This is a genomic window from Aeromonas sp. S9(2024), from assembly GCF_041403185.1.
Lineage (GTDB): Bacteria > Pseudomonadota > Gammaproteobacteria > Enterobacterales > Aeromonadaceae > Aeromonas > Aeromonas enteropelogenes.
This window is the reverse complement of the sequence record NZ_JBGLRE010000003.1, coordinates 76,578-100,410: the sequence shown is the minus strand read 5'-3', so window position 1 is coordinate 100,410 and position 23,833 is coordinate 76,578. Positions and strand designations below refer to the sequence as shown.

The window sequence follows — 23,833 nt, the reverse complement described above, 5'->3', positions numbered from 1 at the left end:
AAAGCGAAGTGGCCACTCCTCAATTTATCGGACGTTTTATCTCACGCAGGGAAATATATTCAGACGCTGTTTTCCGCTTGATAAATATCGACTTCGATGATTGAGATATATAAATAAACACATTGAATTACCGTTCTTTTTCTAAGAACCATTGCTCACCATAACAATATTTTCGTTCTTTCATTGTCAGTCAGATAAATGGGAAAACAGCTGTTCCACTCTCCTGATAACGGAATAGCATCATGACAAGGAAAGGATATTCTCTCTGGCTGGCGGCCCTCGCCATCATCAGCCTGCAGGCCAACGCCATCGAGGTAACAGTGGCCTACCAAACTTCCGCTGAACCGGCCAAGGTGGCCCAGGCCGACGGCACCTTTGCCCGCGCCAGCGGCGCCACGGTGAAATGGCTCAAGTTCGACAGCGGCGCCAGTGTGGTACGGGCGCTCGCCTCCGGCGACGTGCAGATCGGCAATATCGGCTCCAGCCCGCTGGCGGTGGCGGCAAGCCAAAACGTGCCCATCGAGGTGTTTCTGCTCGCCTCCCAGCTCGGCAGCTCGGAGGCGCTGGTGGTCAAACAGGATCTTCCCTCCCCCGCCGCCCTGGCCGGCAAGCGCATCGCCGTCCCCTTTACCTCCACCACCCACTACAGTCTGCTGGCGGCGCTCAGGCATTGGGGAGTGGATCCGGCCAGCCTGCAGATCATCAACCTGCAGCCGCCGGCCATCATCGCCGCCTGGCAGCGGGGCGACATCGATGGTGCCTATGTCTGGGCACCGGCCCTCAACGAGCTGAGCAAGGAGGGCAAGGTGCTGACCGACTCGGCTCAGGTGGGCAAGTGGGGGGCCCCCACCCTGGATGTGTGGGTGGTGCGAAAAGAGTTTGCCAAGGCCCATCCCGAGGTGGTGCAGGCTTTCGTCGACAGCACCCTGGCGGCCCAGCGCGACTACCTGGCCAACCCCGACGGCTGGCTGGCAAAGCCGGACAACCTCGCCAAGCTGTCAGCCTTGAGCGGCGTGCCCGAGGCGGACGTACCCGGCCTGGTTCGCGGCAACACCTACCTGAGCGCCAGCCAGCAGAGTGCAGAGCTGGGCAAGCTGGTAAACCAGACCATCATCGACACCAGCCGCTTTCTCAAGGAACAAGGCAAGGTGCGAAGCGCCGGCAGCGACTATCGCGATTACGTGACCGACCGTTTCGTCAAGGCCCAACCCCACTGACCCTGTATCACAAGGAGGTAGCCATGCTGCAGCTCACTCACCTGTGCGCCGACTACGACGGGCGCAGAGTCCTCGACAACATCAACCTGACCCTGGATGCGGGGGAGCTGATGGTGGTGCTTGGCCCCTCCGGCTGCGGCAAGACCACCCTGCTCAATCTCATCGCCGGATTTCAGCCCCATCAGCAGGGGAAAATCACCCTGCACGGTAAACCGGTGACCGGCCCTGGCGCCGAGCGAGGGGTGGTCTTTCAGCACGAGGGGCTGCTGCCCTGGCGCAACGTGCTGGACAACGTCGCCTTCGGGCTGCAGCTGGCCGGTGTGCCGCGCCGCGAGCGCGAAGCCAGGGCGCTGGCCATGCTGCGCAAGGTGGGGCTGGAGGAGGCCAGTCACGCATTCATCTGGCAACTTTCCGGCGGTCAGCGCCAACGGGTCGGCATCGCCCGGGCGCTGGCCAACCAACCGCAACTGCTGCTGCTCGACGAGCCCTTCGGCGCCCTCGACGCCTTTACCCGCGAGCAGATGCAGACCCTGTTGCTGCGCCTGTGGCACGAGCAGCGCCGCCAGGTGCTGCTCATCACCCACGACATCGAGGAGGCAGTATTCATGGCCACCGAACTGGTGCTGCTCTCCCCCTCACCGGGGCGGGTGATGGAGCGGCTGACCCTGGATTTTGGCCGCCGCTTCGCGGCCGGCGAGCCCTGCCGCAGCATCAAGTCGGATCCCGCCTTTATCGCGCGGCGCGAGTACGTACTCGGCCGGGTCTTCGCCGAGCGGGAGGTGTTTGCATGAGCCTTGCCCTCTCCCGTTCCCTGAACCCGGCCCGCCATGCCCTGCGCCGCAGACTGCGCTGGCCCCTGCCGCGCCGGCTTGGGGTGAGCCTGCTTACCCTCGGCGCCCTGTTGACCCTCTGGTGGCTGGTAGCGCGCCTTGGCTGGATCAGCCCGTTGTTCCTGCCGCCCCCAAGCCAGGTGCTGCAGCAGCTGGTTACTATCGCAGGGCCGCAGGGCTTCATGGATGCCACTCTCTGGCAGCACCTCGCCGCCAGCATGCGGCGCATCCTCATCGCCCTCGCGGCCGCCACCCTGTGCGGCGTGACGGTGGGCATGGCCATGGGGCTCAACCCCACACTGCGCGCCATGCTCGACCCGCTGATCGAGCTCTACCGACCGGTGCCGCCGCTCGCCTATCTGCCGCTCATGGTGATCTGGTTTGGCATCGGCGAAACCGCCAAGGTGCTGCTCATCTATCTGGCCATCTTCGCGCCGATCGCCATGGCGACTCTGGCCGGGGTGAAGGGCGCCAAACAGGTGCGAGCGCGGGCCGCCCGGGCGCTCGGCGCCAACCGCTGGCAGGTGCTGTGGCACGTCACAGTGCCCGGCGCCCTGCCGGAGATCCTCACCGGGCTGCGCATCGGGCTCGGGGTCGGCTGGTCCACCCTGGTGGCGGCCGAGCTCATCGCCGCCACCCGCGGCGTGGGCTTCATGGTGCAATCCGCCGGCGAGTTTCTCGCTACCGACGTGGTGCTGGCGGGCATTCTGGTGATCGCCCTGATCGCCTTCATTCTGGAGCTTGGTTTACGTGCGCTGCAGCGTCGCCTGACGCCGTGGCATGGAGAAGGACTATGAGCAATTCCCTGCGCATCACCCCCCTCGGCCCCCATATCGGTGCCGAGATAAGCGGTCTCACCCTGGCCGAGCCCCTGAGCGGGCAGCTGTTCGAACTTATCCAGCAAGCCCTGCTGACCCATCAGGTGCTGTTCTTTCGAGAGCAGCCCATCACCCCGCTATCACAGCGGGCGCTGGCCCACCGCTTCGGCGATCTGCACATTCACCCCGTGTACCCCCATGCGCCGGAGGCCGAGGAGATCATCGTGCTCGACACCCATAACGACAATCCGCCGGACAACAACAACTGGCACACCGATGTCACCTTTATCGAGACGCCGCCGGCCCTGGCCATTCTGGCCGCCAAGCAGCTGCCGCCGGTGGGGGGCGATACCCTGTGGGCCAGCGGCATCGCCGCCTTCGAGGGGCTCTCCCCCCGCCTGCAACAACTGTTGGCAGGGCTGGAGGCCGAACACGACTTCACCAAATCGTTCCCGGCCCATCGCCATAACGCCAGCCCGGCAGAATACCGGCGCTGGCAGGAAGCGGCGGCCCGTCACCCACCGCTGCGCCACCCTGTGGTCCGCACCCATCCCCTGAGCGGTCGCCAGGCGCTGTTCGTCAACGAGGGCTTCACCACCCGCCTGCCCGACTTGCCGGCGCAAGAGAGCGAGGCACTGCTCGCCTTCCTGTTTCGCCATATCGCCAGGCCCGAGTATCAGGTGCGCTGGCGCTGGCGGGAGAACGACATCGCCATCTGGGACAACCGGGTCACCCAGCACTACGCCAACGCCGACTATCTGCCGGCCCGGCGTATCATGCACAGGGCGACCGTGCTCGGTGACAAGCCTTTCTGGCGCGCCTCTTGACGTCCGGCAACGAAAGAGGGAGGCATCGGCCTCCCTCATCTCATGACTAATGGCAACATTCCCTAACTGATAAACCCCTGGGGCGCAGGCGCCTTGGGATCGTCCCCGAAGCGGTTGGGGCCGCTATTCCCCTGACAGACCAGGAAGTAGATCAGCACCAGGGTGCCCACCACGGGAATGAGGCCGATAAGCAACCACCAGCCGGTGCGGTCAGTGTCGTGCAGGCGGCGGGCCGCCACCGCCAGGGCCGGCAGCAATACGGCCAGGGAGTAGATGCCGCTGAGCAGTTCGTTGCTGCCCAGCACCTTGTCCAGCGTCTTCATCAGCAGCACGGCCAGCAGGTTGAACAGCACGAACATCCAGTATTCGGTGCGGTGGGCCCGCCCGCTGAATACGGCATATTTTTTGAGTACGGCAAGATACCAGTTCATTGCGCCTCCAGGCTCAAGTGAAAACAGAATGCATAGGGCCAGAGCTTAACGAGTTCACTGGCGGGGTGCGAGCAAAAAGACCCGCCGCAACGCCTGCCTGTCTATCAGACCAGGCTGAGCACTCTGGCAATACTCTTTGGGGCCGCTATCTCTTGCGCGCCTGGGGGCCGGGCCGCCGCGCCACGGGCTGATGGTAATCGCCATAGGGGAAGACATTGCGAAAACGCTGGGCGACCGGCTCGGGAATGGATCGGGAAAACACCAGCCTCACTCTGTCGCCATCAAGCTGGCCGAGGATCCGTCCACGCACCGTCTCGTGACGCAGTATCTGCTTGATCTGCTCAAGAAACGCGGGAGGCACCTTGCCCTCCTTGACCACCACCTTGCCTGGTTGCAGCCGGATCTCGAACAGGGCGCCACGCCCCAGCCTCATCAGCCACCAGATCAGGGCAAGTGCAACTCCCAAGGATAACCAGGCCATGTCGTTCCCTCCCAACGTCTTGATATCTGGCAGTATAACCACCAAGAGAGTGCCTTTTATGGGGCCGGGCTCACACCCCGAAGGTTGAGCTGTACTGGGTCGCACCCAATGGTAAACAGGCACCCATCTTGCTTGCGGGTAGACCTTTTAATAAAACGACCAATCTTTGACGGAGACCTTATGACTGCGCACCAGTTCACCCCCAGGTTTTATGCTCAATTTCAATGTATTGGCGATCAGTGTGAAGACAATTGCTGCCATGGCTGGCACATCAACATCGACAAGAAGACTTACCGTCACTACCTCGCACACCCGGATCCGCTGATCCAGCACATCGCCGCGGGTTCTCTGACCCAGATCAGACGCTCGAACGAGGAGTGGGCCAGCATCGACCTTGACGACACCGGGCACTGCCCCTTCCTGAGCGAGGGGCTGTGCCAGATCCACAAGCGGGCCGGGGCGCAGGATCTGAGCCTCACCTGCCAGAGCTACCCCAGGGTCTCAAGCCGCTTGGGCAGCCATCACAAGCTGAGTCTGGCACTCTCCTGCCCCGAGGCGTGCCGCCAGGTACTGCTCGACCCCGCCGCCATGATGATGGAGGTCACCCCCTTCAATGGCTATTACAAGGAGCAGATCCTGCCGCCCCAAACCGAGCAACTGCACAGCCATATTCTCGACGTGCTGCTGGCTAGCGGGATGAGTGTAGAGGAGAAACTCTGGGTCATTGGCCTGCTGATCCACCGGGATCCCGGCCCCCTCTCCCATGACGCTTTTCTGGCCCAGATTGGGCAGCTGGTGGAGGCGGGGCAGCTCTCGGCCGCCTTTGCCCAGCTCCCTTTCATCAGCCAGGTACAATGGTCAGCCCTGCATCAGCTGACCTGCCTGCAGGTGGTGAATGCCAGAGCGAGAGCCGGGCGTGGACTGGCCACTATGCAGCGATGTCTGGAGCAGATCCAGCGGCTGCTGAGCGGGGACTTCAATACCGGGCAGCTGGCTCAGCTACACGAAGTCTGGCACCACCAGGTCGCCCCGTTTCTGACGGCGCGCCCCCATATCCTGCACAACTATCTGGTCTATTACGTCTATCACCACAATTTTCCCTACCACCCGGAGCGCACCCCGCAGCAGTGCTATCAGCTGCTGATCGCCGACTACTTTCTGCTGCGCAGCTACCTCTGCCTGCTGGCCATGGAGAACAAGCTGAGCGAGCAGGATATCGTGGATCTCTTCTACAGCTACCACAGCCTGCGCCAGCACAATGGCGACTATGAAGCAGCCATCGCCAGGGTGCTGAGCGAGGGGGGCGAGCACAACGATGTCGCCCTCTACGCGCTGCTGCAGACCGCAGTGGCGCCGGATAGCGCCATGTGAAGAGAGTGTGGCGGGTGAGTGGCCCGCCACACCAGGGGTTATGCGCCGCGCCCGGCGCCCCAGGCCACCAGGGTTTCGCGATAGAGGGCGAGCAGCGCTTCGTCCCGCACCGCCACCCCGACCCGCTGGGCAGGGCAAGTTGCCCACTCATCATGGGGATGGGATTTGCCATCGAACTTTTGCAGGGTATGGCCGATGGCGGGGCCATGGGTGATGACCCGCACCGGCCCCTCGCGCAGGGTGAACAGGGTCGGGTCTATCACATAGGCGATGGCGGAGGGGTCGTGCACATGGCAACCATCCAGGCCGATGCGATCGGAGTAAAACCTGAGATAAAAGCGGCTCACCTCCCACAGGAAGCGGCCCGGCTCCCCCGCCTCGTCGCGCAGGGCATCGAGATAGGCGCTGCTGAAAAAGCTCTGCTGGGTCACGTCCAGCCCGATGATCACCAGGGGCCAGTTTGCGGTAAAGACCTGGTCGGCGGCATCGGGATCGTCGTGGATGTTGGCCTCGGCATAGGGGGTCACATTGCCGCGATGACCGTTGACGCCAAAGGCGCCCCCCATCACCACTACCTGCTTCACCAGTTTGGTGATCTCGGGGGCATGCTGCAGCGCCAGCGCCAGATTGGTGAGCGGCCCTATGGTCACGACCGTGATCTCGCCGGGCGCCGCCTTCACCGCCTCGACGATATATTGCCAGGCCGGACGGGGATCCGGGGCTATGGTGACCTCCCCCGCTTCCAGATCGCCAAAGCCGCTCGGGCCGTGCACCACGGTCGTGGGGCCGACCGGTTCGCGCCGAAGCGGTCCCGCCGCGCCCCTGGCCACATCCGCCTTCATGCCATATTTTTGCTTGAGCCAGAGGGCGTTGCGAGTACCGTTGTCGATGGTGGCGTTGCCAAAGACGGTGGTGATGGCGAGCAGGTCGATGGCGGGGTGCGCCTCGGCAAACAGGATAGCCATGGCATCGTCGATGCCCGGATCGGTATCGAGAATAATCTTGTGAGTCAGGGTGTTGTCAGTCATGGGGCCTCCCTACAGCGACAAAGGGGAGAGTCTACCCGGCCCGTCGCAACCAATCCCGGCAGGGGATCACAGAACCCGTCACAACCGGGCCTGGCGATGAAGATGCAAGGGGCGCGGCCCCTTGCCGGCGCCGCGCCCCTTTTCTTTGCATTATCCGCATCTGCCACTCGTCGGGACAAGCCGCGAGCACAGACCCCTATGGCTTAGTGCTTGCGATGCCAGCGCGGAGAGGTGGCCTTCTCCCCCCAAGGGGTGACGCAGGGCAGAAGGGCTCCCTCTATCACCACATCACTGACCGCCAGCGCCTCGGCAATCTTCTGGTGCAGTACCCGCAGCACCTTGCCCTCATGTTCGGCCAGGGAGTGGCCGGCGGCAAAATATTCCGGCTGATATTGCAGCGCCAGCTTCTGGGCAAATTCATAGGTGTTGAAACAGTCCGGCATCCGCTCGACCACATCTTCAAGCCGCGCCAACAAGCTGTTCAGTTCCCTGGTCATAATGCTCTCTCCGTGTAGATGAATAGTTGAAAACTACCCCTTATTGGATAAGCCACCAATCAACAAACCGCAAAAGTGTGGGGTGTAACACAGTTCTCTCTTGCCTCCAGCCCACAGTGACGAGGCCTCAGCATGCCAGCTTTACATCTACGCAACAAATCGCTAAATTTAGACCGACCAATCAGTCGGTTGTTTTTCATACGGAGAAGATCATGGGCGCGGCACCGTTTCACCATCCTGAGGATACCCAAGCCATCAAACTCTCCCTGCCGGATCAGCTGGCCCGGCTTAAGCAGGCCTATATGGCCCATCCCATGCCTACCCTGGCCGAGCGCAAGGCGCAATTGGGCAAGCTGAAACAGGCCTTGCTGGCGCACAAACAGCCCCTGTGCAAGGCGCTGGCAGAGGATTACGGCCAGCGCAGTCACTACGACAGCCTGATCGCCGACGTACTGCCCTGCATCATGCAGATCAACTATACCCAAAAGCGTCTCAAACGCTGGATGCAGCCCCACCGCCGCCACGCGGGCCTGCTGCTGGCCCCCGCCAAGGTGGAGGTGCACTTCCAGCCCCTCGGGGTGGTTGGCATCATAGTGCCATGGAATTTCCCGGTGATGCTGAGCCTCGGCCCTCTCATCACCGCCATCGCCGCCGGCAACCGTGCCATGCTCAAGCTCTCCGAGTTCACCCCCCACACCAATGCCGTACTGCGCACCCTGCTCACCAGCGTGTTTGACGACAATGAGCTGGTGATCATCGAAGGGGATGCCCAGATGGCGGCCGCCTTCAGCTCTCTGCCCTTCGATCACCTGCTGTTTACCGGCTCCACCCAGGTGGGCAAGCTGGTGATGGCCGCCGCCGCGCCCCAGCTCACCCCTCTCACCCTGGAGCTGGGCGGCAAGAGCCCCTGCCTGATCGCCCCCGACATGCCGGTGGCCACCGCGGTGGAGCGGATGATCTTCGGCAAGAGCCTCAATGCCGGGCAGATCTGCGTCGCCCCCGACTATGTGCTACTGCCCCGCGCCGAGGTGGACAACTTCATCGCCGCCTATCGCGCCCGCTTTGCCAGGCTCTATCCCAAGGGGCTGGCCAGCCCGGATTACGGCGCCATCATCAACGATCGCCAGTACCAGCGCCTGGTTGGCTGGCTGGAGGAAGCCGAACAGGCGGGCGCCCAGCTGCACCCCTGCGCCTCGCCGGCACGGGATGACAGCCGACGCCTGCTGGCCCCCCACCTGCTGACCGAGGTGCCGGAACGCTGCCAGGTGATGCAGCAGGAGATCTTCGGCCCCCTGCTGCCGCTCATCCCCTACGACACCCTGGAGGAAGCCCTCGCCTACGTGGCCGAGCGGCCCCGCCCGCTGGCGCTCTACCTGATGAGCTTCGATCCCGAGCTGCAGGCCAAAGTGACCCGGGAGAGCCACTCCGGCGGCATGGCCATCAACGAGAGCCTGTTCCAGGTGGCGGCCGACGATGTGCCGTTTGGCGGCATAGGCGCCTCCGGCATGGGCCACTACCACGGTCACGAGGGATTCCTCACCTTCTCCAAGGCGAAAACCGTGCTGACCCGCGGCAAGTTCACTACCGGCTCTTTGATCCACCCGCCCTACAAGGGCTGGATCCAGAAGCTGATGCTGGCCTTCTTCCTGCGCTGATCGAGGAGTTCGCCATGACCGACAAGCGTCGCCAAATCCTGGACGCCGCCCTGGCCCTGTGCGCCGAGGATGGCCTGCAGGGAGCCGCCACCGCCCGCATCGCCAAGGCGGCCGGGGTGGCCAACGGCACCCTGTTCCACCATTTTCCGAGCAAGGAGGCGTTGATCCTGCAGCTCTATCAGGACGTCAAGCAACGCATGGGGGCCGCCATCTGCGAGGCCGATCCCGCTCTCTCCCTGCGCGAGCAGACCCGCCACTACTGGCAGCTGGCCATGGCGTGGATGCTGGCGCACCCCAATGAACTCAAGTTCGTACTGGGCTTCTTTCACTCCCCCATGCTGGCCAGAGAGACCCGCAGCAAGGTGCTGAACGATGCCCTGCGTTTTCTGCCAGCCCTGCTGGCCCAGGGTCAGGCGAGCGGCGAGCTGATGCAGGCCCCCGCCCCCCTGATGCTGGAGGTGTGCCAGGGGCAGTTTCTGGCCTGCGCCTCCCTGTTCGTCGATCAACCCGAGCTCGGGCAGGATGCCCACTGGCAAGCCAGTGCCTTCGCCCTGTTCTGGTCCGCCATCTCAGGAGCCAACCTCGATGACACATCCAACCCTTGAATCCCTGGCCAACCGGGGCCGCCACCTCTGGATCACCCTTCTCTTGTGGGTGGTGGGGCGCACCCTCTGCCGCGCTGCCCGCGTCGATGAGGTGGTGCGCCGCGAGCTCGCCCCCCTGCCGGACGGGCTGGCCATTCGCCTTGAGGTGGGTGGCCTCCCCTATGCCATGCAGATCCACAAGCAGGGCGGTCGCTGGCTGGCTGGCCCGCCGCCGGCCCCTCACGCCTGCATCCACCCGCTGCGGGTGCGCTTCAAGCACCCCAATATCGCGTTTCGCGCCTTGAGTTTCCGGCTCGGGGTCAATCAGGCGTTCAGTGAAAACCGGCTGCTGGTGGAGGGGGATCTCACCTGTGCCATGCACCTGGTGCGGGGGCTTGAGCAGTTACAGTCCCTGATCCTGCCCGCCTTCATCGCGCGGCCATTGCTGCGCCACTATCCGGCCCCGGCCAACAAGCTCGGCCGGGCCTGCAACATTTATCTGGGTCTGGTGACCGGCTGAGAACAAGGAGCCACAAGATGAGCCGTTATTACGATTTCTTCTGCCCGGTCAAGCTGATGGCCGGCGAACAGGCGCTGGAGCAGCTGGCCAGCGAACTGGCGAGCCTGGGGGCGCGCCGTCCCCTGCTGCTGACCGACAAGGGGGTCAATGGCACCGGCCTTGCCACCCTGCTGGCCAATGTGCTGGCCGAGGGGGAGCTGCCGGTCGCCGCCATCTGGGACGAGATCCCGGCCGACTCCTCCACCGCCGTGGTGGAACGGATCGCCAAACGCTACGCGGAGCTTGGCTGTGACAGCCTGGTGGCGCTGGGGGGTGGCTCGGTCATCGACACCGCCAAGGCGGTCAACATCCTCGTCAGCCTTGGGGGAGAACATCTGCTCGACTACGCGGGGGCAGGCTGCCTCACCCGCCCCCTCAAGCCGCTGGCGGTGGTGCCCACCACGGCGGGGACCGGCTCCGAAGTGACACTGGTGGCGGTGATCAAGGATGAGGCGAGCGGGCGCAAGGTCCCCTTCACCTCCCCCTTCCTGTTGCCGCAGCTGGCTGTGCTCGATCCGCGTCTCACCCAGGGGCTGCCCCTCAACATCACCGCCGCCACCGCCATGGATGCCATGACCCACGCCATCGAGGCCTTTATCGGCACCGCCAAGAATCCGGTCAGCGATGCCCTCGCCCTGATGGCGGTGGAAAAGATTGCCGGCGCCCTGCCACTCATCGTCAAGGATCCGCAAAACCGCCAGCTGCGGCTGCAGCTGGCGGAAGGGTCGACCCTGGCGGGCATGGCATTTTCCAACTCCATGGTGGGGCTGGTCCATGCCCTCGGCCACAGCCTAGGGGCACGCTGCCATCTGCCCCATGGCCTGTGCATGAACCTCTTTCTGCCCACCGTACTCGACTACAACCGCCCCGAGGTGGATGGCGAGCTGGCCCGCCTGCTGCTGCCGCTGGTGGGGGCGGAGCGCTTTGCCGCCACCCCCGCCCATCAGCGGGCCGAGGCGACCATCGCGGCCATTCGCGCCCTGCGCGATACCCTGTGGCAGGAGGTCAAACTGCCTCGCACCCTGAATGAGGCAGGAGTGAGCGATCGCTCGCTGCTGACCGAGATCCGCGACCTGGCCATCAACGACGGTGCCATGCTGTTCAACCGCAAGGATGCCGATCGTGAGCAATTGCTCACCCTGCTGGAGCGGGCCTGGGCGTAACGAAAGCGCACATCGGGGAGCGCGGGTACCGCCCCCCCGGTTGTGGATCTGCGGGATATTGGCCACGGGCCACGATGATCTGTTCTATACCTTGGCTAACCCTTATCCTGTCCAGGCAGCCCTTTAGCATCAGAGGTGACACCATGAACGAGATCATTCATCAGGCCAACCAGCAGCAGTTCATCTGTGTGGTAGACGGCAAGGAGTCACGGCTGCGCTACCGCCGCCTCGATGCCAAGACCATCGATGCCTACAGCACTTTCGTCCCGCCGGAGCTACGGGTGCAGGGGATCGCCGATCAGCTGGCCCAGGCTTTCTATGACTGGACCCAGGCACAGGGGCTCACTATAGTGCCCACCTGCAGTTACATCGATGTCTGGTTACGCCGCCATGCCAACAGTTGAGCTTTCACCGTCTGTCAACGAACGCCACCTGCAAACCCGTACCGAAGCCCTGCTGCGGGCAGATCCCCTTCGCATGGCCTGCCTGGCGGCCGCCGCCGAGCTGGCACTGCCCGACTGGGCCATCGGCGCCGGCTTTATCCGCAACCTCATCTGGGATCACCTGCACCACAAGTCGGCACCGACCCCGCTGAACGACATCGATCTCATCTATCTGGACGAACGCGATCCGGCGGGGCTGGCTGAGCCGGATCACGAGGCCTGGCTGAGCGCAAGGGTGCCGGGCCTTCGCTGGGAAGCGCGCAACCAGACCCGCATGCACACACGCCAACGGGTCGAGCCCTTCACCAACAGCCTGGAGGCCCTCGGCCACTGGGTCGAGGTGCCCACCTGCATCGGTGTGCGCCTGAACGGGAATGGTCAGTTCGAGTGGCTGGCCCCCTACGGCTTTGCCCACAACTGGTCGCTGCAAGTGAGCGCCAACCCCCACTGCCGCCAGGAGAGCCAGGTCTTCACCCGGCGCATTCAGGAAAAACGCTGGCAGACCATCTGGCCTGACCTTGTGATCAACTGGCCATAACCGGATTGCAATCTTTCGATAACCTTGGGCAGACTATGAAAAAGCTCCAAGTTACTCAATGGGTTAAATAATGCGCGAATTTTTCTCACTCGAACGCTGGCTACCGGGCCTCGCCGCCCTGCTGCAATACCAGCGCGCCTGGCTGATGCCGGACCTTCGCGCCGGATTCTCGGTGGCCGCCGTGGCCCTGCCCGTGGCCATCGCCTATGCCGAACTCACCGGGGTCGGTGCCATCGTCGGCCTTTATTCCTGCATCCTGCCCATGATGGTCTACGCCCTGTTCGGCACCTCCCGTCAGCTGATCGTCGGCCCGGATGCCGCCACCTGCGCCGTCATCGCCGCCGTGGTGACACCGCTGGCGGCGGGGGATCCCACCCGCCACTGGCAGCTGGTGATGACCATGACCGCCATGACCGGCTTTTGGTGCCTCATTGCCAGCCGCTTCAAACTGGGGGTGCTGGCGGACTTTCTCTCCCGCCCAATCCTGATGGGGCTGCTCAACGGGGTGGCCATCACCATCATAGTGGGCCAGCTCTCCAAAATTTTCGGTTTCACCTTCGACGAACGCTACCTCATCGAGCGGATCGCCAGCGGCGCCAACTACATCACCCAGACCCATCTGCCGACCCTGGCAATGAGCCTGATCGCCCTGCTTACCCTGCTACTGGCCAAGCGCTACAAACCTGCCTGGCCCTCCTCCATGGTGGCCATGGTGGTGACGGCGGCCCTGGTATGGGCGCTGGATCTTGGCCAGTTCCATATCGCCACCCTGGGGAACGTCGGCTCCGGCCTGCCCGCGTTCCAGATCCCGGAGTTTCCCCCCGGCCTGATGCGCGAACTGGTGCTGCCGGCGCTTAACCTCGCCATGGTGAGCTTCGTCTCCATGATGCTCACTGCCCGCAGCTTCGCCGCCAAGAACGGTTACGAAATCGACGCGGACAAGGAGTTCAGGGCGCTGGGCATGGCCAACCTGGCGGCCGCCGCCTCCCAGGGCTTTGCCATCAGCGGGGCCGATTCGCGCACTGCGGTCAACGATGCCAATGGCGGCAAGAGCCAGCTGGTCTCCATCATCGCCGCAGCCGTCATCGCCATCATCACCTTTTATCTGACCGGCCCGCTGCAATACATTCCTACCGCGGCGCTCGGGGTGGTGCTGGTGATGGCCTCCCTGTCGCTGACCGATTTTCGCGGCTTGTGGGCCCTGCGCCACTCGGATCGTTCGGCGTTTTGGCTGGCGCTGATCACCTTTATCAGCGTGCTGACCATGGGGGTTATTCCGGGGATCACCCTCGCGGTCTTGCTCGGCCTGTTCCAGTTCCTGCGCAACGTGATGCGCCCCACCGATCAGCTACTCGGCATGGACGATGAAGGGGTGGTGCGCACCCTGGGGGACAACGAGCAGGCCAAGGCCATTCCCGGCATCCTGGTCTATCGCTTCAACTCGCCGCTGACCTACTTCAATGCCCCCTACTTCAAACGGCGGGTGCTGGCACTGCTGGTGCAGGATCCCCAGAGTCCCCAGTGCCTGGTGATCGATGCGGTGGCCTGCTTTACCCATCAGGACATCAGCGTCATGAGCATGGTGGGGGAGCTGCACAAGGAGCTGAGACGGCGCGGTATCCACATGGTGATGGCGGGCCGCCACGGCCAGATGACCCACTGGCTCAAACAGGCCGGAGTACGAGTGGGGGATGAAGGGATCATCCTCTGCCCCGACATGTATCAGGCCCTGCGCATGACCCGCTGTTACCGCGAGCCGGTGTTCAAGGATGACGAGGTCACCGAGAGCACCACGGATGCCCTCCTCTCCCGCTGGCCCCAGGATGACGCGCTGCCCGACTCGGCGCGCCTCACCCTGCCAAGCGAACAGGAAGCCGGCGCCACCCCGGCCTGATCCCAAGACCCTACCGACCCGGATCACCGGCCGGCGCACAGCGCGGGCCGGTGATTGCACCCGCCAGCCTCTTGGTGTTAAATGCCCGACCAGATGGCACCATTCGCGAGCCACCAGCCGTTGGACACACCATGCAAACTCAATCCCACGCAGGCCCGGGTACGCTGTTCGCGCTTACCTGGCCGCTGTTTATCGATCTCGCCCTGCACTTTCTGACCGGCGCCCTCAACACCTTCATGGTGGGCCATGTCTCCTATCAGGGGGTGGCGGCGCTGGCGGTCGGCAACCAGGTATTCGATCTCGCCATCACCCTGTTCAGCTTCGTCAGCATCGGCACCAGCGTGGTGATCACCCAGTATCTGGGGGCTGGCGACAAGGAGAAGAGCCGGGTGGTGATCCACACCGCCATCGGCTTCAACCTGCTGATCGGCCTCATCGCCGCGGTCGGAGTCATGGCCGGGGCCGGCACCATGCTGACGCTGATGAACCTGCCCGCTCACCTGATGAGTGACGGCACCCTCTACCTGCAGATCATCGGTCTGTGCCTGCTGCCGGAGGCGGCGGCGCTCTGTCTGGCCGCCACCCTGCGCGCCCACGGTCACACCCGTCAGGCCATGTACGTGACGCTTATCGTCAACCTCATCACCTTCGTCGGCAACCTGCTGCTGCTCTACGGCTGGTTCGGCCTGCCCCAACTCGGGGTGGCCGGGGTCGCCATCAGCACGGTGGCAGGACGTCTGGTAGGGGTGGTGCTGCTGGTGTGGCTGGTGGCCAAAAAGACCGGCATCCACCTCAAGGCGCGCGATATCGTGCACCCCAGCCGCGAGATGCTGGGCAAGGTGTTGCACATCGGCCTGCCCGCCGCCGGGGAGAACCTCTCCTGGATGCTGCAGTTCATGGTGGTGACCGCGTTTGTCGGCCTGCTCGGTGACAAGGCGCTGGCCACCCAGTCCTACTTCTTCCAGATCTGTCTGTTCATCCTGCTGTTCGGCCTCTCCATCGGCCTTGGCAACGAGATCATCATCGGCCACCTGGCGGGCGCCAGGCAGTTCGATCGCGCCTACCAGCAACTGATGAAAAGCCTCAAACTCGGCCTCATCGTCACCTGCATCATTGCGCTGGCCGCCGCCATCAATGGTCGCTCCATCATCTCGCTCTTCACCGATGATGCCGACATCATCACTCAGGTGGCGCAGCTGTTTTTGATCAGCCTCATCCTCGAACCCGGCCGCACCTTCAACCTGGTGGTGATCAACGCCCTGCGTGCTACCGGGGATGCCCGTTTCCCGCTCTACATGGCGCTCATCTCCATGTGGGGAATTGCCGTACCCCTTTCCTATTTCCTTGGTATCATGCTGGGCTATGGACTGGTCGGCATCTGGTTGGCCCTTGCCTGCGACGAGTGGGTACGCGGTCTGGCCATGTTCTGGCGCTGGCGCAGTCGCCGCTGGCAAAACAAAATTCTGGTTGAAACATAAGTGGAATCACAATGAAGAAGATAGGACTCTTGCTCGCTGCCCTGTTGCTCAGCCCGCTGACACTGGCGCAAACCGCCCCCGCCACCCCCAAGGCGGTGGCGCCCCAGACCTGGTATGTGGCCCCCATCGCTATCGATGAGACCAGCGAAGCCCAGAAGGCGCTGACCAAGGACTTCATGGCCCAGATGATCAAGACCATCAAGATCAACGAGTACCAGACCGGCAAGGCAGTGGGTAACACCAAGGATCCCAAGTGGCTGATCCGCACCAAGCTGATCCCGGCCAGCGACGCCCCGCTGGTGGGCAAGAAGCATCCGCAGGGCCTCACCTACGGCAAGGGTACCCCGACCCAGGAGATCGTCGGCGAACTCCTCATGAACGGTACCCTGGTAGCCCATATCGGCCAAGGCTGGCGCGAGCCCATCGTCCCCGGTACCCCGGTGGCAGAGAAGCTCTCCATCGCCAACTACCGTTATGCCATTGGCGATCAGGCCAAGGCACCGGATCTCGAGGAGCTGGCGGCCCAGATTGGCTTCGAGGCCGGCAAGGTGATCGCCCGCGGTGGCAAGCCGCTGCCTGAGAAGAGCAAGAAGAAAGAGCCGGCGGACAAGGCCAGGGAGTAAGCCTGCCGGCCGTCATTGAGGGGACCTTGGGGTCCCTTTTTGTTTGCTGCTGCGTTGGCCACCTTCTGTGAAGGTGCGCACAAATTCGTCGCATCGCCATCATTGATGGTTTTATTATTTTATTTAAATTCAATTAGTTAAAAATGTTCCGCTGGCATAACCCAACGAATGGCATCAAATTCGATCGGGATCACATTCCTCACCACGGCGAAGGGGTAGCTTGGATTCACAGGCACAATCAAACGAAACCAAGGAGGCTCCATTACATGTTCCCAGAGTACAGAGAACTCATCTCGAAACTGAAGAGCAGTGATGTCCATTTCCAGAAGATGTTTGACTTGCACAACGACCTGGATGAGGAGATAAGGAAGCTGGAAAAACACCATGCCAGCGATTACAGCTCCGAGGTGAAGGATCTGAAAAAACAGAAACTGAAACTGAAAGAGGAGATATACGAGATCCTCAAGCAACATCCACAGCAATAGATGCCTCAACGAATATCCGGATAAGCAATTTATCCCTCAGCCCGGCTTCCGCGCCGGGCTTTTTGCTATTTATGTCAATTAGCGGGACAATAGCGCTACCTGCCAAGGCGGTTATTTGTTAAATTTTTCCCTTGTGATTCAATGGCTAACGCCGACAATAATATGAATATGACATTCCCCTTCCATGTGCTGTTGCTGCTTGCTCTGTTCTGCTTCACCTCTCCCCTGCAGGCTCGCGGCCCCGCGCTGGAGCTATGGCACTCCCAACAGGCCGGCTACGTCATCGACGAGGTGATCGCCCGCTTCAACCGGGAACAGGATCAGCGGGTGAGCGTACTGCAGATAGAGCCCAGCAAGATCAAGGGGGATATCCTGCTGGCGGCCCAGTCCAGGGGGCTGCCGGATCTGATGCTGATCCCCTCCGATTTTCTCGGGCTTTACCGTCAGATGAAGCTCGCCCCCCTGCCGGCCGACTGGTTCTCCAACGAGCTGATGGCCGAGACGCTCTCCTATGTCACCCTCGATCGGCAGCGCTGGGGCATGCCCATGATGCAGGGCAACCACCTGATGCTGTTCTACAACAAAGAGCTGGTATCCACCCCGGTGACCGAGTGGCAACAGTTTGCGCAGATCGCCCCCGACCTGACGGCCAGGGGCATAATGCCCATCAGCTGGCCCTATGAGGATATGTATTATCTTGCTGCCTTCCTGCGCACCTTCGGGGGCTCCCCGGTGACTGACGGGCGCATCACCCTCGATACCCCTGCCATGGTGCAGGCACTGGAGGCCTACCGTACCGTGGCCCGTCAGGGCTGGGTCGATCCCGATGGCGACTATGACGCAGCTCTCTCCCGCTTCAGCACGGGCAGGAGCGCCTATCTCATCAACGGGGATTGGGCCTTCAGCGATCTGACGAAAAACATGGGCGAGAGACTGGGGGTGGCTCTGCTGCCCGCCTGGCAGACACGCCCCATGAGCTCCATGAGCGGTGCCTATGTGATTGGCGTTGCGGCATCCGCCATGGAGGATGAGGATCGCCGTCCCGTCATCCAGGCCCTGATGGCCTTTATCCAGCGCAGCGATACCCAGGATTTCATCTACCGCCGCGGCGCCCTGCTGCCAGTCAATCGGGATAGCTTTGCCGCCATCGGCCAGACCCCGGATCCCCGTGCCCACGTGCTGCTTGAACAGTTCACCCGCAGCGCCCCCATGCCTTCCGGGAGCGCCATGGCGGTCGCCTGGCAGGCGATGGCCACCGGTTTTGAACGGGCCCGGGAGGGAGGCAGTGCGACCGACACAGCCCGTTACATGCAACAGCTGGCGGATCGCCAGCATCTTCAGGTCAATGCACCATGAGTACCCGCACCTTTCGCCTGGGACCGACCCTGGTGGTCATCCTGTTCGCCGTCGCCCTGCTGCCCACCCTGCTGGCCAGCGGGGTGCTGCTGACCCGGCAGCACGAGATCATCGCCCAGAGCGAGCAGGATCAGCTCGAACGTGCCCTTGCCAGCATGGCCCGGGATGTGCGCTTTCGCAGCGAACTCATCGGTACCCAGCTCAACCAGCTCAGCCACGACAGAGTGCTCCACCAGGCTATCGACAATTTCCTCTTCTCGAGCCACGCTCGCCTGATCCTCGCCAGCTTCGTCAAGGGCAACGATCTGATCCACGCCGCCTACCTGCTCGACAAGTCCGGTCAGGTGGTCGAGTACGTCAACGGCCGTGCCACCATGCTGGAATCGAGCGATCTCATCGCACCCTTGCTGACCTGGAGCAAGACCCGGGAAGCCCGCCAGGGCAAACACCTGCTGCTTCCCGTCAGCGATCCCGCCTTGAGTGCCATGCCGGGCGGACAAGGGAGCGGCGGCATCGCCCTGGTGGCCCCCGTCTATCGCAACTACCAGCGGGCCGGCGTGTTGCAGACGCCTTCCGGCTTCGTGCTGGCGATCCTCCCCTGGAAGAACATCGCCCGGGTGCTGGAGCCCTATCTCAAGGGGCGGGAATCACTGAGCATCACCCATGATCAGACGCTGCTCTACCAGAGTCCGGTCCCCACCGATCTCGCCCTTGATCCGGACATGTCGCTGGAGATGGAACACCCCATGTCCATCGACTGGCCCCTGCTGAGCGATGGATTGCAGGCGACCATCACCCTCTCCAGCTACAACAACGACCGAGTGCAGGAACTGAACAACTCCCAGCGCATCTTCACCTGGTCCATCATCGGCATGCTGGTGCTGGTGGTGCTGGTGTGCATCTGGCTCACCCGCTGGCTCAGCAGACCCCTGGTCGCCTTGGCGGCCATGGTACGTGGCTACGGCCGGGGGGATTACCAGCAACAGCTCGCCCCGCTGCGCTTCGTGGAATACGACGAGGTGCGCCGCCTGCTGCAGGAGATGGCCCGCACCATCTCGGCGCAGGTGATGGCGCTGCACCAGCAAAACGAGCAGTTGCAGCTGGCCAACCGGGAGAAGGAGGCCTTCAACCAGCAACTGCGCGACTTCAACGACAAGCTGGAGCTGGAGGTGGCCACCCAGACCACGGCGCTGCGTTCGGCCCTGAGCCGGGTAGAGCGCAGCCGTCACATACTGCAATCCTGGCTGCAATTCGCCCTGCACCAGCAGTTGGACGTGAACATCTCCCAGCTGGCCACTTCCGCCTTGCATCAGCTATCCCAACTCTACCATGGCCATCGCTGGGGGCTGGTGATCCGGCGCGAGGGGCAGGATCCCTATGTGCTGACCCAGGAGCTGGCGGCCCCCGAGCGTGCGCGCCTGACTGCCAAGCTGACCCGACTGGTAGCGGAAGATGTCCCCCCAAGCCCATACCCGTGGCACGATGAGATCTGGCGGGTGCTGCCCCTGCCCGGCAGCCAGGGCGGCGTGCTGTTTGGCTACCTGATGGTAAGCGCCGAAGGGCTGGAGCCTGACGATGACGCCATCCTCCACCTGTTTGCCAAACAGCTGGCGACCGGGATCGAGGGGCGGCTCTTCACCGATGAGCTGGCCCGGGTGGCCCGCACCGACAACCTGACCGGCCTGCCCAACCGTCAGGCCTTCGAGGAGGCGTTTGCCCACTATCAGGCGGTGCATGCCCGCCATCCCGAGCGTCCTCTCTCCCTCTTCATGCTGGATCTCAACGGCCTCAAACACACCAATGATCACTATGGCCACGAGGCCGGTGATGCCCTGCTCAATGGCATGGCCCAGTTGCTGCTCACCCACTGTCGCCAGGACGAGCAAATCTTCCGCATCGGCGGGGATGAGTTCGTGCTGCTGGCCGAGGCCGATGAGGCGGGCTGCCAACGGCTCGCGGCCCGGCTCAAGGAGAGCCAGCAAAGCGCCATGGCGCACCATGGGGATCAACACTTCCCCCTGCGCTTTGCCATCGGCTGGAGCTGCAGCGAACAGACCCCGCTGGCCAACCTCAGCCGGGTGGCGGACGATGCCATGTATGCCGACAAGGCCCGTTTCTATCGCGAGCGCCCCTGAGCCCGGTTGGCGAGCCTTTCGCCAAGGCCGCGGCGGCTTCGCAAAAATGGGGCGCCACGCTGGACGCCATCCGGGCCATGGCTAAGATAGGGGCACTTGCTTATATCGATTCAGAAGGGAGTAGGAAATGGAGTTAGTACTTGGCCCACTGGAAGCCCGCGTCATCGGCTGCCTGATTGAAAAAGAGATCTGCACCCCGGATCAATATCCCCTCTCCCTCAACGCCCTGGTCAACGCCTGCAACCAGAAGAACAACCGCGAGCCGGTGCTGGAGCTCTCCGAGCTCGATATCCGCGCCGTGGTGGACGAGTTGATCAGAAAGCGCCTGGTGGTCAACACCGCAGGTTTCAACGCCCGGGTACCCCGCTACCAGCACAGATTCTGCAACACCGAGTTCGGCGAGCTGAAGTTCGATGCCCGCGAGCTTGGCATCATCTGCGAGCTGCTGCTGCGCGGCCCGCAGACCCCGGGGGAGCTGCGCTCGCGCACCAACCGCCTGTGCAGCTTCGACGACGTCACCCAGGTGGATGCGGTGCTCAATACCCTGATCGAACGCGGCCCCTACGTGGTCAAGCTGCCTCGCGAGCCGGGCAAGCGCGAATCCCGCTACGCCCACCTGTTCAGCGGCGAGGTGGATATCCAGGCCCTAATGGAGTCGGCCCCGGTGGCCGCCTATGCCTCCCCTGCCGCGGATCGCCTGAGCGAGCTGGAGCTTGAGGTGAGCGAGCTTAAAAACCGGTTGGCCGCCATGGAGGCGCGCCTGGCAGCGCTGGATGGTCAGGGCTGACGCCATCATCCCCATGCCCTATCAGGGAGCCGGGGCGGCAAGCCCCGGCTCCCTGTCTATTGACCGATTATGAGGAAATGCCGTGATCACCCTGATCAAAGAGTCTGACCATCAGAAGATGCCCTGGAAGAACAAGCAGGGCACCACAGCCCAGATCCTCATCTCCCCCAAGGGTGCAACCCTAGATGGGCTCGACTTTGACTACCGGCTGAGTTCGGCTCCCATCAAGGGGGCGGGTACATTTTCCCGCTTCCCTGGCTATCAGCGCATCCTGTTGCCCGTGAGCGGCGCCGGCTTCGTGCTTAACGGCCACCCCTACGCCACCTTCGAGGCAGCCCACTTCAGCGGCGATGACGAGACCCACTGCGAGTTGCTGAAAAAAGAGGTGATGGATCTCGGGCTTATCTACCATCCGGATCGCATCAGCGCCAACGTGCGGGTGCTGACCCTCCCCTTCCCGCTCACCCTCACCCTGGAGGCAGACAAGCACTACCTCTGCCACCTGCTGGAGGGCCAGCTCACCGTGCAGGGGCAAAGCGTCGCGCCCAACGAGACTCTGGTGATCAACGGCGAACAGAGCATCCACTTCGAGTGCGGGAAAAAGACCACCATCGCCTTCTTTACCCTGCAACATAAATAACCCGCTTCATCTGGCAGATGACGAAGACAAAAAAGCCGGGATCATCCCGGCTTTTTGCTGGTTGCTACAAAGGCGATTAACCGACCTTGAAGGTGCCTTTCATCATGGCGAAGTGGCCCGGGAAGGAGCAGAAGAAGGTGAGGTCTTTACCGGCCAGCCCCTCGGTCTTGAAGGTCACGCTGCTGCTCTCACCGCCGCCGATCAGCTTGGTGTGGGCCAGCACGCGCGGATCGTCCTTGGGCAGATAGTCATTCTCGGCACCGGCGCTCATGCCTGCGGTGGCCACGGCCTGGTAATCGGCGGTGGGAGACAATACCCAGTTGTGGCCCATGCCGGTCACCGGCAGCTTGCCGGTATGGTTCAGGGTCACCGTCACCTCCTTGCAGGTGGCGGGTACCGTCATCTCCTTGAGATTGAACTGCATGGCATCATTGCCTTCGATAACCAGTGCGCACTCGTCAGCCAGCACCGGAGCGGCCAGGGTAGTCAGAAACAGCAGGGTAATCGCCTTTTTCATCATCTTCTCCTTGGATGAGCAATGGATGACGACAGGTTTGCTTGGCGCAACTGGACGAGGCCAGCAAAGATGTCGTCAAAATCGACCTTCATCTTACCCGATTGTCTTCAATCGGCGATGACTTTAGCGCAAAGGTGCGGGCCAGCTCACCCGACAGGCAATATTTCCCCTCCCTTTCACCGGCAAGCAAGCCGGCTGTTTAATTTTTCCGGTCATTTTCCGGTGCTTGCCGCCCTCCCCTTGGCTAAGCTAGCGCCCCGATGATGCAACCTCTGTGCGAGACGCCTTCCCATGATGCCGATTTCCCCTCTGCCGGCCCTGCGTGGTCTGCTGTTTGTCCTGTTGCTGGCCCTGACCGGCTGCCAGCCCACGCCACCCGCCCAGACCCGTATTCAGGGCAAGACCATGGGCACCTACTATGTGGTGACCCTGAGCGATCCCTTCCCGGGGGGAGAGCCCGCGCTGAAAGAAGAGGTGGAGCGCCTGCTGGCCCGAATGAACAAGGAGATCTCCACCTACGATCCCGCCTCCCTTATCTCCCGCTTCAATCAGGGCCCCGCCAATGCCCCCATGGCCATTCCAACCGCCATGGCCAGGATAGTGCAGCAGGGGATCGACGCCGGTCACCTCACCGGCGGTAAGCTGGATGTGACCGTGGGCCCGCTGGTGAATCTGTGGGGCTTTGGCCCGGACAAGCGACCGGTCAAACGACCGGATGCACAGGCCATCAATGATGCCCGCCAGAGGGTCGGGATCGACAAGCTGACCCTGCTCCCCCAGGGGGATCACTTCCTGCTCGGCAAGTCCATTCCGGACCTCTATCTCGACCTCTCCACCCTGGGAGAAGGGGCCGCGTCGGACGAGATTGCCGCCCTGCTCGAAGGCAAGGGGGTCAACAACTACCTGATCGAGGTGGCGGGGGCGGTGCGCAGCAAGGGCAACAACAGCAAGGGCAAGCCGTGGAAAGTGGCCATCGTCGAGCCTTCTGACCAGCCGGGCGCCTTCTCGGACGTGGTGAGCCCGAACGGCATGGCCCTCAGCACCGCCGGCAGCTATCGCAACTATTACGAGCTTGATGGCAAGCGCTACTCCCACATCATCGACCCCGCCACCGGTCAGCCGATCACCCACAAGCTGGTCTCCGCCAGCGTGATCACCCCGACCGCGCTCGAGGCCGATGCCCTCGACACCGCCCTCATGGTGATGGGACCCGAACAGGCGATGGCCTTCGCCAGGGCGCACCAGCTGGCGGTCTATCTCATCGTCAAGAGTGGTGACGGCTTCAAGGCGCAGTACACCCCCCAGTTTGCCCCCTATCTGGCCCGGGAGAAATCCTGACCGCCAGAAACGACAAGAGCCTGACAAGGCTCATTTGACCGAGGCTAAATGCCCCCCTTGTCCGCCCAATCCAATCGCTGCGGGCCAATTGCCTCTGCGGGCCCTTTGGTGGCACACTGCCCCCATCAGCCCGCAGCG

25 protein-coding genes are annotated in these 23,833 nt (G+C 62.9%); 20 read left to right on the top strand and 5 right to left on the bottom strand.

Annotation, left to right across the window (positions count from 1 at the left end; translation table 11 throughout):
* The first annotated feature begins 242 nt into the window (after positions 1-242).
* Genes tauA through tauD form a run of 4 tightly spaced genes read left to right on the top strand, consistent with a single transcriptional unit; the run spans position 243 to position 3,692 of the window.
* Positions 243-1,217, top strand: coding sequence for a taurine ABC transporter substrate-binding protein (gene tauA / locus ACB028_RS06675; protein WP_371143824.1), 975 nt, complete (start codon positions 243-245; stop codon positions 1,215-1,217).
* A 23-nt stretch (positions 1,218-1,240) separates the two neighbouring features.
* Entirely contained in the window at positions 1,241-2,008 is a 768-nt protein-coding gene (gene tauB, locus ACB028_RS06670) for a taurine ABC transporter ATP-binding subunit (protein WP_371143823.1), read from the top strand.
* Positions 2,005-2,844 (top strand): taurine ABC transporter permease TauC, encoded by an 840-nt coding sequence (gene tauC / locus ACB028_RS06665; protein ID WP_371143822.1) that lies wholly within the window; start codon positions 2,005-2,007, stop codon positions 2,842-2,844. Before tauB ends, tauC begins: the two co-directional genes overlap by 4 nt.
* The gene (gene tauD / locus ACB028_RS06660) at positions 2,841-3,692 is read left to right on the top strand and encodes a taurine dioxygenase (RefSeq protein ID WP_371143821.1); all 852 of its coding nucleotides are present in this window, start codon (positions 2,841-2,843) and stop codon (positions 3,690-3,692) included. The genes tauC and tauD overlap by 4 nt, the downstream gene beginning before the upstream one ends.
* A 62-nt stretch (positions 3,693-3,754) precedes the next feature.
* Here the strand turns inward: tauD and ACB028_RS06655 are convergent, their stop codons facing one another.
* Together ACB028_RS06655 and ACB028_RS06650 are read right to left on the bottom strand one after the other, a co-directional pair.
* Positions 3,755-4,123 carry a DUF805 domain-containing protein gene (locus ACB028_RS06655; RefSeq protein ID WP_201981346.1) on the bottom strand — a complete coding sequence of 123 codons (369 nt, stop codon included), beginning with the start codon at positions 4,121-4,123 and terminating at the stop codon, positions 3,755-3,757.
* A 145-nt stretch (positions 4,124-4,268) separates the two neighbouring features.
* On the bottom strand, positions 4,269-4,604 hold the full coding sequence (locus ACB028_RS06650; protein ID WP_371143820.1) for a DUF3634 family protein: 336 nt from the start codon (positions 4,602-4,604) through the stop codon (positions 4,269-4,271).
* Between the two features lie 180 nt (positions 4,605-4,784).
* On the opposite strand from ACB028_RS06650, the gene fliB reads away from it, so the two are divergent.
* Positions 4,785-5,975 carry a flagellin lysine-N-methylase gene (gene fliB, locus ACB028_RS06645; RefSeq protein ID WP_371143819.1) on the top strand — a complete coding sequence of 397 codons (1,191 nt, stop codon included), beginning with the start codon at positions 4,785-4,787 and terminating at the stop codon, positions 5,973-5,975.
* Positions 5,976-6,013: 38 nt separating this feature from the next.
* Here fliB and ACB028_RS06640 read toward each other — a convergent pair whose 3' ends face one another.
* On the bottom strand, positions 6,014-6,988 hold the full coding sequence (locus ACB028_RS06640; protein WP_042028689.1) for a nucleoside hydrolase: 975 nt from the start codon (positions 6,986-6,988) through the stop codon (positions 6,014-6,016).
* Positions 6,989-7,206: 218 nt separating this feature from the next.
* Complete coding sequence (locus ACB028_RS06635; RefSeq protein ID WP_026457877.1) at positions 7,207-7,500, bottom strand: hypothetical protein; 294 nt, start codon at positions 7,498-7,500, stop codon at positions 7,207-7,209.
* Positions 7,501-7,712: 212 nt separating this feature from the next.
* Between ACB028_RS06635 and ACB028_RS06630 the strand changes: the two genes are divergently transcribed.
* The 14 genes from ACB028_RS06630 to ACB028_RS06565 all read left to right on the top strand — a co-directional run bounded on the left by ACB028_RS06630 (position 7,713) and on the right by ACB028_RS06565 (position 21,840).
* The gene (locus tag ACB028_RS06630) at positions 7,713-9,155 is read left to right on the top strand and encodes a coniferyl aldehyde dehydrogenase (protein ID WP_371143818.1); all 1,443 of its coding nucleotides are present in this window, start codon (positions 7,713-7,715) and stop codon (positions 9,153-9,155) included.
* 14 nt (positions 9,156-9,169) lie between these two features.
* Positions 9,170-9,760, top strand: coding sequence for a TetR/AcrR family transcriptional regulator (locus ACB028_RS06625; protein ID WP_042028531.1), 591 nt, complete (start codon positions 9,170-9,172; stop codon positions 9,758-9,760).
* Entirely contained in the window at positions 9,741-10,259 is a 519-nt protein-coding gene (locus ACB028_RS06620) for a hypothetical protein (protein WP_042028530.1), read from the top strand. Before ACB028_RS06625 ends, ACB028_RS06620 begins: the two co-directional genes overlap by 20 nt.
* Before the next feature lie 17 nt (positions 10,260-10,276).
* Positions 10,277-11,461: an iron-containing alcohol dehydrogenase gene (locus ACB028_RS06615; protein WP_371143817.1), complete on the top strand. Its 1,185-nt coding sequence runs from the start codon at positions 10,277-10,279 to the stop codon at positions 11,459-11,461.
* A 143-nt stretch (positions 11,462-11,604) separates the two neighbouring features.
* The gene (locus tag ACB028_RS06610; RefSeq protein ID WP_026457815.1) at positions 11,605-11,865 is read left to right on the top strand and encodes a GNAT family N-acetyltransferase; all 261 of its coding nucleotides are present in this window, start codon (positions 11,605-11,607) and stop codon (positions 11,863-11,865) included.
* Positions 11,852-12,442 (top strand): nucleotidyltransferase family protein, encoded by a 591-nt coding sequence (locus tag ACB028_RS06605; protein ID WP_371143816.1) that lies wholly within the window; start codon positions 11,852-11,854, stop codon positions 12,440-12,442. Before ACB028_RS06610 ends, ACB028_RS06605 begins: the two co-directional genes overlap by 14 nt.
* 70 nt (positions 12,443-12,512) lie before the next feature.
* The gene (locus tag ACB028_RS06600) at positions 12,513-14,336 is read left to right on the top strand and encodes a SulP family inorganic anion transporter (protein WP_371143815.1); all 1,824 of its coding nucleotides are present in this window, start codon (positions 12,513-12,515) and stop codon (positions 14,334-14,336) included.
* A gap of 131 nt (positions 14,337-14,467) precedes the next feature.
* Complete coding sequence (locus ACB028_RS06595; RefSeq protein WP_371143814.1) at positions 14,468-15,814, top strand: MATE family efflux transporter; 1,347 nt, start codon at positions 14,468-14,470, stop codon at positions 15,812-15,814.
* A gap of 11 nt (positions 15,815-15,825) precedes the next feature.
* On the top strand, positions 15,826-16,437 hold the full coding sequence (locus ACB028_RS06590; protein WP_201941060.1) for a hypothetical protein: 612 nt from the start codon (positions 15,826-15,828) through the stop codon (positions 16,435-16,437).
* 266 nt (positions 16,438-16,703) lie between these two features.
* On the top strand, positions 16,704-16,922 hold the full coding sequence (locus tag ACB028_RS06585; RefSeq protein WP_026457390.1) for a YdcH family protein: 219 nt from the start codon (positions 16,704-16,706) through the stop codon (positions 16,920-16,922).
* Between the two features lie 162 nt (positions 16,923-17,084).
* Entirely contained in the window at positions 17,085-18,278 is a 1,194-nt protein-coding gene (locus ACB028_RS06580; protein ID WP_371143813.1) for an extracellular solute-binding protein, read from the top strand.
* Positions 18,275-20,413, top strand: coding sequence for a diguanylate cyclase domain-containing protein (locus ACB028_RS06575; RefSeq protein WP_371143812.1), 2,139 nt, complete (start codon positions 18,275-18,277; stop codon positions 20,411-20,413). Before ACB028_RS06580 ends, ACB028_RS06575 begins: the two co-directional genes overlap by 4 nt.
* 127 nt (positions 20,414-20,540) lie before the next feature.
* On the top strand, positions 20,541-21,200 hold the full coding sequence (locus ACB028_RS06570) for a YceH family protein (RefSeq protein WP_371143811.1): 660 nt from the start codon (positions 20,541-20,543) through the stop codon (positions 21,198-21,200).
* Positions 21,201-21,282: 82 nt separating this feature from the next.
* The gene (locus ACB028_RS06565; RefSeq protein ID WP_371143810.1) at positions 21,283-21,840 is read left to right on the top strand and encodes a HutD family protein; all 558 of its coding nucleotides are present in this window, start codon (positions 21,283-21,285) and stop codon (positions 21,838-21,840) included.
* Positions 21,841-21,916: 76 nt separating this feature from the next.
* On the opposite strand, the gene azu is transcribed toward ACB028_RS06565, so the two are convergent.
* Positions 21,917-22,357 carry an azurin gene (azu, locus tag ACB028_RS06560; RefSeq protein WP_026457528.1) on the bottom strand — a complete coding sequence of 147 codons (441 nt, stop codon included), beginning with the start codon at positions 22,355-22,357 and terminating at the stop codon, positions 21,917-21,919.
* A gap of 294 nt (positions 22,358-22,651) precedes the next feature.
* Here azu and ACB028_RS06555 point away from each other — a divergent pair, with 294 nt between their 5' ends.
* Positions 22,652-23,695 (top strand): FAD:protein FMN transferase, encoded by a 1,044-nt coding sequence (locus ACB028_RS06555; RefSeq protein ID WP_371144002.1) that lies wholly within the window; start codon positions 22,652-22,654, stop codon positions 23,693-23,695.
* Positions 23,696-23,833: the final 138 nt, after the last annotated feature.